The organism is Tildeniella sp., assembly GCF_059505325.1.
This window is the reverse complement of the sequence record NZ_JCACKI010000072.1, coordinates 207,916-215,350: the sequence shown is the minus strand read 5'-3', so window position 1 is coordinate 215,350 and position 7,435 is coordinate 207,916. Positions and strand designations below refer to the sequence as shown.

Below are 7,435 nucleotides of genomic sequence, written 5' to 3'. Positions count from 1 at the left end.
GTCTCATTGAGACAACGGCATATCAGTACTTTCAAGACTTTTCTACATCACTAAGCGTGGGGGCTAAGAACTGTTTAAGACTTATCTAGCAGCCTTGCAGCTTTCTTGATCAATCAGCTCTAAAGACAGAGTGTTGGCGTTCAGCTTGGATTTTTCCACGTTATAATAAGTACCCATGAACTGGTCATCGTATATTCCCCCTAGCGTGTCAGTAGAGTGAAGACCCTCAGAACAATGTTCACCGAGAACCAACAGCAAGACACAGACCGGCTTTCTTGCATCTTTGCCGATCAGTGTTGCGCTTTAGAGAAGCTTTTCGTGAGGTCTAGCCAATTTTAGCTTGCTGCTACCACTGGGTCGGAAGTTTGCTGCTAAGCAAGCGACACTTAGGTCAATTTGCATCATGGATGTCGCAAAGCTGAGCTGCATAAAGCATGCAGTGTTGAAGCTGGTCTTGAGCATCACGTACCCGTAAGCGGTTGCGGGAGCGGCGGTTTAGTTGTTGGTAGATAGGTGCAATGGCCATCCACTGGATGCTGGTGTTAGGGCTCAATTTGGTTTTCAGGAAGGTGATGCTGTCGTGGTAGCCCCATACTGCCAGGTATCTCGCGAAAGCCTTTTGTCAAACACCATTTGATCGTCAAACAGCAGCCGGTCGCGTACAGAGTTTTCCAAGTGAAGGGGTGAAGTGATGGGACGAATTTTTCTCTGGGCTGAACAAGGAAGCCCCATTGATGGCGACATTGATACAGCCTTCTTGGCGCGGCTGCATCACCAGAGCGCTGGAGAGCTAAAAGGTCAAGGCTTTTCGGTTTTAGAAGTGCCGGTGGGACTGAGTTTGCCAAAGGCGATCGCCTGGATTAATGTGCGAGCACAACCCGGCGATGTGGCTTTAGCGCTTGAAACCGCGACCTTCCCCAGTGCGAATGTGCGAGGCACCAGCGTTTTTTATCTCGCTAACAACACGGAACGGCGGACTCAAGCCGAACACCTTTTGCAAGCGCTGGCGCAGCAAGTGCCAGCGCTGGTCAGTCGTGGGGTGCAACCCGATACAGCCACGGCAAGCGGCAGCTTGGCTTTCACTCGCCAGATCAGCATTCCTTCACTAGTTTTAAGTCTCGGCTTTGTCACCAATTTGAAAGACCGGGATCTCATGTTTGAGCGCTTCAACGAATTAGCGCACGGTCTTTTCAAAGGTTTGTTGCAGTGGAGTCGCCGTTTAGCCGAGCCGCGCACCGGTTTGCCCTTGCCGCCCATTCCAGTCAGTATCAACGGACAAATGTACAGCGAGCAGGGCATCCTGGTCGAAGGCAATGCCTATGTGCCTGCTGAGCTGATTGATCAATATGCCATTGCCATACCCCGTGCGACAACAGCGGGATGGCGTCACTATGGCGGTGTCACTTACATCCGCGCCATTGAACTGCGTGAAGCTGGCGTGCTGGTTGGTTGGGAGTCCGAAACAAGTACAGCACTGCTACAGACGCTCCTGTCCTTTCAGCCAGAAGCGTTGGGCGACATTATTGGTCCTGGCTATCTCCTGCCCTCAGACTATGAGGTGTTTCTCAAGCAGGTAAACCCCGAAGGGTTGCAGAAGTTGCCTGACATCGCCCAACTTTATCAAGCAGAGGCGTCGATCGAAGGTGTCAATCCTGATGTCGCCTTTGCGCAAGCTTTGTTAGAAACTAATTGCTTTGCCTTTAGCAGTTTGTTGCCACCGACTCAAAACAATTTTGGTGGTCTCGGCGCAATTGGTGGGAGTCGCGAATCGGCTAGCTTTCCGAATGCCCAGATTGGAGTGCGCGCTCATATTCAGCACCTAAAAGCCTACGCCAATGAGGCACCGTTGGTGCAGGCAGTGGTTGATCCACGTTTTTCCTTTGTGACCCGAGGCGTCGCTCCCAGAGTCGAGCAACTCAGTCGGCGCTGGTCAGCCGAGGCTGACTATGGTGCCAAGATTCTCGCGTTGCTCAGACGCTTGTATGGGTCGGCAGGCTTACTCTAGGGGCGCGATCGTCGGTATCAAGTGCCCCTCTGCCAGTGCAAAAAACACTCTTGGCTGAACAACCGCTTTCAGTCGTTGGCAATCTCGATGGCAGCAGTACGCCTTTATTGCTGCAGATGGGCATGATGACCAAGGGGGATGCTTGTGCCAGACTCGATGAGGCAAGCGACTAAATTTTCTTATGAGTGCCACGCAAGCAACGCCAGAGCAGGGACAACTGGTGAGAGTCCGGCAGCGACAGTATGTCGTGACGGCTGTCCGTCAAACCACGCTGCCCGCCAGTCCCCTCCTGCCAACAGCAACACCACCCCAAAGCCTAGTCCTGCTCTCCTCGATTGAGGATGATGGACTGGGGGAAGAACTGCAGGTGATTTGGGAATTAGAGCCTGGGACGCAGGTGTATGAGCGGGTAGAGTTACCGCAACCGACTGGTTTTGATGATCCGGCTCGCTTGGATGCCTTCCTTGATGCTGTGCGCTGGGGTGCGGCATCTTCGGCAGATATTCGCACACTGCAAGCTCCCTTTCGCAGTGGGATTGATATTGAGGATTATCAACTTGACCCAGTGGTACGGGCCATTCAAATGCCCCGGGTCAACTTGCTGATTGCAGATGATGTGGGACTGGGGAAAACGATCGAAGCGGGATTGGTCGCCCAAGAACTGATCATTCGTCATCGCTGTCGCCGGATGCTGATTGTGTGTCCGTCATCGCTGCAAGTGCAGTGGCGCGATCAGATGCGGGACAAGTTTGGGCTAGAGTTTCGGCTTGTCGATAGTACGTTGATGAAGTCACTACGACGGCAACGGGGCATTCATGTGAATCCCTGGGTGCATTTCCCGCGACTCATTACCTCGATCGACTTCCTCAAGCGCGATCGCCCCCTGCGACTGTTTCGAGAAGTGCTGCCAGCCGAAGGGGAATCGCTTTATCCACGTCGCTTTGATCTGCTGATTGTGGATGAAGCCCATAACGTGGCTCCTTCAGGCAGTGGGCAATATGCGATCGACTCACAGCGAACGGCGACTATTCGCTTGCTGGTGCCGCACTTTGAGCACAAGCTCTTTCTCACTGCCACCCCTCATAATGGTTATCCCGAAAGCTTTACAGCCTTGCTCGAACTGTTGGATGCTCAGCGGTTTGCGAGAGGGGTCGAACCGGATCGCAACCAACTGCAAGTGGTGATGGTGCGGCGCTTGAAGCAGGAGATGAAAAATTGGGATGATTCCCCGATGTTTCCCGAACGGAAGTTGGTGGCGATCGCGGTCGACTATCCGCAGGCAGAGCGTCAGGCGCATGCGTCCCTGAAGCGGTATACCGAACTGCGAACAAAGGGCGCTCACGACAACCTGGAAAAGTACGCCACGGAGTTTGTCTTAAAGCTGCTCAAGAAACGGCTGTTTTCCTGTCCACAGGCATTCCTCACAACCCTGACGCAGCACCAAGAGTCCTTAACGACCGCACGGCGGCGGCAAACCAGTAGCCTATCGAAACCAACGGAAGGGCTATTGCGGCGACAACTAGAGCAGGTGGAAGAAGAATTTGCTGACGATGCCGTGTATGAAGCGGTGACAGATGAGTCGATCAGCCATACTAGCCGTTTATTTCGGACGTTGACAGCAGAAGAACAAGGCTTGCTGCGAGAGATGCTTCAGTGGGCGGAAGGGGCAGCCCAACAGCCCGACGCTAAGGCAACCCAACTGCTCGACTGGATCAACGCCACCATTCGTCCCCAAGGGCAGTGGTCAAACGAGCGCGTGATTATCTTCACCGAGTATCGAGCCACGCAGAAATGGCTCCATAACCTGCTAGCAGCCGAAGGGTTGGCGCAAGGCGATCGCCTGCTGACGCTTTATGGTGGGATGCAATCGGACGATCGCGAAGCGGTGAAAGCAGCCTTTCAAACGCATCCCGATGTGTCTCCCGTGCGGATTCTGCTGGCGACTGATGCGGCTTCCGAAGGTCTGGACTTACAAAACTTCTGTTCGCGGCTGATCCACTACGAAATTCCCTGGAACCCTAACCGGATGGAGCAGCGGAATGGGCGGATTGACCGTCATGGACAGCGAGCGCCTGAAGTACGGATTTACCATTTTGTGGGCAAGGGCTACCAGGAGCAAGCCACGAGCGGGATTCGTCCTGGTGATTTAGATGGGGATCTAGAGTTCCTGATGCGGGCGGCGCTCAAGGTAAACAATATTCGGGAAGACCTGGGCAAAGTCGGTCCGGTCATTGCAGCCCAGGTGGAAGAGGCGATGTTGGGGCGACGGGTGACACTCGACACTGCTAGGGCAGAGCAAGAATCGGCACCGGTGCGGCGGATGCTCAAGTTTGAACGCAAGGTGCGAGAGCAAATTGAGAAGCTGCGCGAGCAGTTACAGGAGACGCGGCAAAATCTGCGGCTGACACCAGAAAACGTGGAAGCAGTGGTGCGGATTGGCTTGGAGTTGGCCGATCAGCCCCCCTTAATCGAGACAACAGTTGAAGGGGTGAAGGGTCCAGTGTTTCATTTGCCACCCCTGAAGAGTAGCTGGGCTGTCTGCGCGGAGGGGTTAGAGCATCCTCACACCAAAGTAATGCGTCCGATCGTGTTTGATGCTGATGCGGCACATGGACGCGATGATGTGGTGCTGGCACACCTGAATCACCGTTTGGTGCAGATGTGTTTACGGTTGCTGCGGGCAGAGGTCTGGTCTACAGAGGGCAGAAAGCAACTGCATCGAGTGGCTGCCAGAGTGGTGTCCTCGAAGGCAGGGTTAGAAACGCCAGCAGTGGTGGCGTATGGGCGACTGGTGCTGCTAGGAAGTGACCAGCAACGGCTGCATGAAGAGGTGATTACGGCAGGTGGGGTGTTGAAGGAAGGGCGCTTTAGCCGTCTGGGTGTGATGCCGCTACAGGCGGCGTTAGGAGCAGTGGCTGCTGGTGAAGTGCCCGCAGCAATGCAGCAGCAGTTGGCGGCGCGGTGGGACAAATGCGCCGAGCCGCTGATGCAGGCACTCACAGTGCGGCAGGGCGAGCGAACCGTCAGCCTGCAACGGGATTTGCAGAACCGGGCAGAGAAGGAGATGGCTGACATTGCTGCCATCCTCACTGAATTGCGAACCAGCATTCTCAGGGAGTTGGACGAACCGCAGGTGGAGCAATTGACGCTCTTTAGCAACCCAGAACGAGAGCAGTTTGAGCGAAATATGAACAGCCTCAAAGCCAGAGCAGCCCAAATTCCACAGGAGATTGAACAGGAAACGAGTCTGATCCAGAAGCGGTTTGAAAACCCGACAGCACGGCTGTTCCCTTTGGCAGTTATGTTCCTAGTCCCACAGAAACTGGCAAGATAAATGCATATCATGGATTGTTTACCAAGCAGGTTGAGATATGTGGGTTGAGAGAATTGCGCTTGAAAATATTAAGCTTTTTAAGAAGCAGGAAATTTGCTTCGGCTCAAAATCAAAACCATCTTTGTGGATAAATTTGATTGGTACAAATGGAGTAGGAAAAAGTACGCTGCTTCAGGCTCTAGCTTTACTTCTTGCAGGACCAGAAGCTACCAGAAAGCTTTTACCGCAACCAAAATTCTGGGTTCGTGAGCCAACAATTCCAGGAAAAATAAAAATTACTTTACACAGAGATCCTGTTGACAAAGCTAATTCTGGTGAAAATTCAAAAGAAAAACAGTTTTCATATTCTTATCTCATTACTGGGAGTCAACAACTTGAGGTATCTAAAGAGTGGTATTCGCAACCAACAATCATACCTGGGAAGGAAAAAGGTTTGAATTGGCTTAGGAAAAATGCATTTAGTTTTTATGAACATGGATGGTTCTCAGCAGGATATGGTATTTTTCGCCGCATGTCTCGTAGTTCAGAAGTGGTAATTCCTGGAAAACTCGAGAAACCAAACCGTGCTGGCAATTTTATTTCTCTCTTCAATGACGACTATACGTTCAGTTCTTTTGAACAGTGGATGGTCTATTTAGATTTTCGACTTGCAAAAGCCCCAGATGATAATGAGGCGAAGCGTATGCGCGATCTGGGAGAGGCAGCAATAGAACGAGTTTTACCTGGCAATATAAAAATTGCTGAAGTTACACCTGATGGACTTATTCAGTTTGATGTCGATGGTAAGAGGGTTTCAGCTTTAGGACTGGCAGATGGTTACAGAAGCATGATTGCATTTGCTAGCGACTTGATTTGGCGAGTATTACAAGCATTTCCTGGGTTAGAGAACTTAAAGGAGGCAAGAGGAGTGGTTTTGATTGATGAATTGGAAAGCCATTTGCATCCAGCTTGGCAAAGGAAAATAGCTGATTGGTTAAGAGATGTATTTCCAAAAATTCAATTCATAGTTGCTACTCACAGCCCACTGATTGTCGCAGGTTCAGGAGATGATGCTTTAACTTTACTACTAGAGGTAATCGATGGTGAATCAAAGGTGACTCCAATCACAAACATGGAACTTTCTGCCCTTGATGCTGATCATCTTCTGAGAAGCCCTGCTTTTGGTTTGGAATCTACACATTCTCCAGAAACACAAAAGAAAATCGAGCAATATCACGAACTCTCTAGAAGAAAAGATAGATTGAACGAACATGAGAAAGAAGAGCTTAAAGAGCTTAGGGAATTCATGAAAGAAGCACAGCCAATAGGTGGGCCTCCTGAACCAAATAGTTTAGAAGCACGGATCAATGCTTTTCTTGAGGAGACTTTACCTCAATGATTCCTGTAACGCGAATACCTGAGCCTAAAGCAATCACAAGAAATGGTGTTAGATGGCTGAGGAAGGTGAAAGAGACAAGAGATAGCTTAAACAACGCACTTGCTGATCCTTCCAAGAAGAATGAGATCAATAAAGCTCGGAACAAGCTTAAACAGGCTATAGAAAAGTACAGACATGATGATATAAAAAAAGCCCTTGTAAAAATGTTTTTGGGTAAGTGTGCTTACTGCGAGAGTAGAATCCCCCACATCACCTACGGTGCAATTGAACACTTTCGACCCAAAAGTGATCCAGCTTTCGAACATCTAGCTTTTGAATGGACGAATCTTCTTCTCTCTTGTGATATCTGCAACGATGCTGGACATAAAGGAACAAAGTTTCCTGTTGATTCTAGTGGTAACCCCTTATTCATTGATCCAACAGATGGAGTGATAAATCCTAATACCCATCTTGACTTTTCCTGGGATGAAGTTGCTGAACTTGCAAGTATTTATGGTCGTGATGCTAAAGGACAAGAGGTTGAACGGGTTTTCGAGTTAAACCGTAAAGAGCTACTAAAAATTCGCAGTCAACACATCAAATTATTAATTGTCCTACTCGAACTTGCTAAAACTGGTCATCCAGGAGCAATAGCACTTTTGAAAGAGTCGTGTGAACCGGGTGCTGAGTATAGTGCTTTTGCTCTTATTCATATTTGTCCTCACCTCCCTTAATATTC

Annotated in this window: 5 protein-coding genes; all 5 read left to right on the top strand. The window is 50.3% G+C overall.

All coding sequences use genetic code 11. The features are described from left to right. Positions 1-691: 691 nt before the first annotated feature. Genes AC5JO6_RS25910 through AC5JO6_RS25890 form a run of 5 tightly spaced genes read left to right on the top strand, consistent with a single transcriptional unit; the run spans position 692 to position 7,430 of the window. Positions 692-2,005 carry a glucosaminidase domain-containing protein gene (locus tag AC5JO6_RS25910; RefSeq protein WP_496083923.1) on the top strand — a complete coding sequence of 438 codons (1,314 nt, stop codon included), beginning with the start codon at positions 692-694 and terminating at the stop codon, positions 2,003-2,005. 35 nt (positions 2,006-2,040) lie between these two features. Beyond that, positions 2,041-2,178 carry a hypothetical protein gene (locus AC5JO6_RS25905; protein WP_496083922.1) on the top strand — a complete coding sequence of 46 codons (138 nt, stop codon included), beginning with the start codon at positions 2,041-2,043 and terminating at the stop codon, positions 2,176-2,178. A gap of 8 nt (positions 2,179-2,186) precedes the next feature. Beyond that, positions 2,187-5,339, top strand: coding sequence for a DISARM system SNF2-like helicase DrmD (gene drmD / locus AC5JO6_RS25900; RefSeq protein ID WP_496083921.1), 3,153 nt, complete (start codon positions 2,187-2,189; stop codon positions 5,337-5,339). Positions 5,340-5,376: 37 nt separating this feature from the next. Then, positions 5,377-6,717: an AAA family ATPase gene (locus AC5JO6_RS25895; protein ID WP_496083920.1), complete on the top strand. Its 1,341-nt coding sequence runs from the start codon at positions 5,377-5,379 to the stop codon at positions 6,715-6,717. Continuing rightward, positions 6,714-7,430 (top strand): HNH endonuclease, encoded by a 717-nt coding sequence (locus AC5JO6_RS25890; protein ID WP_496083919.1) that lies wholly within the window; start codon positions 6,714-6,716, stop codon positions 7,428-7,430. Before AC5JO6_RS25895 ends, AC5JO6_RS25890 begins: the two co-directional genes overlap by 4 nt. Positions 7,431-7,435: the final 5 nt, after the last annotated feature.

Excerpts from the sequence above, each read along its gene's own strand:
- AC5JO6_RS25910 (WP_496083923.1), top strand. The coding sequence starts at position 692 with ATGGGACGAATTTTTCTCTGGGCTGAACAAGGAAGCCCCATTGATGGC.
- drmD (WP_496083921.1), top strand. The coding sequence starts at position 2,187 with ATGAGTGCCACGCAAGCAACGCCAGAGCAGGGACAACTGGTGAGAGTC.
- AC5JO6_RS25895 (WP_496083920.1), top strand. The coding sequence starts at position 5,377 with ATGTGGGTTGAGAGAATTGCGCTTGAAAATATTAAGCTTTTTAAGAAG.
- AC5JO6_RS25890 (WP_496083919.1), top strand. The coding sequence starts at position 6,714 with ATGATTCCTGTAACGCGAATACCTGAGCCTAAAGCAATCACAAGAAAT.